This window comes from Methylobacterium sp. WL18 (assembly GCF_008040015.1).
GTDB lineage: Bacteria > Pseudomonadota > Alphaproteobacteria > Rhizobiales > Beijerinckiaceae > Methylobacterium > Methylobacterium mesophilicum.
Window position 1 is genome coordinate 1 of record NZ_VRVD01001199.1, and the last position, 668, is coordinate 668.

Genomic DNA, 668 nt, shown 5'->3' on the forward strand with positions numbered 1-668 from the left:
GGCCGGGTCGAGGGCACCGTCGAGCAGGGGATCGGCATCCCCGACATCGGGCAGGCGCGGCTCGGCGCGGCTCTCGGTGCCGGTCGGCGTCAGGGCGTCGAGGTTCAGCGCCTGCTCGATCGCAGAAAGCGCGGCCTCGGCCGGATCCTTCAGCTTCTTCTCGGTCGCCATTCAACGCCTCGTCACACGGGTTTCACCGGCACCTGGGGAGGCTGATGCCAGAGACGCAACGTCCCGTTTACCATTACAGGATTAGACGCGGACACCGATTGCCGATACCCGAGCCGCCGTCCGACCCCAGAAACCGTTACGAGAATGGTTACCGGGTCCGCCGCCTTCCGGCTCCACCATCTTGGCGCAGATGAGGGTCCCTGCGCGATCCCCGTCCAGCGAATCGGGGGGTGAATCATGGGGAGAGGTTCGGCAACCCCCAGAAGAATGCGGATTCCGGGAGTTCGAGCATGCTGGCCATCGACCGTGCGGAACTCGATGCGCAGACCTTCGGCGACGCCGAGTTGGCCGACGAGGTGCTGGCGCTGTTTGCCGGGCAATGCCGGTCGATCCTACCTCGGCTGACCGACCCGTCCCTGCCGGCCGCCCAGCGCGCCGACCTCGCCCACACCCTGAAGGGCTCGGCCTCCGGGGTCGGCGCCACCCGGGTCCGCGCC

The 668-nt window shown here is 68.3% G+C and carries 1 protein-coding gene; it reads left to right on the forward strand.

From position 1 onward, the window contains the following. Positions 1 to 461: 461 nt before the first annotated feature. A partial coding sequence (locus FV228_RS31810) for a histidine kinase (RefSeq protein WP_147857977.1) occupies positions 462 to 668 on the forward strand: 207 nt, incomplete at its 3' end.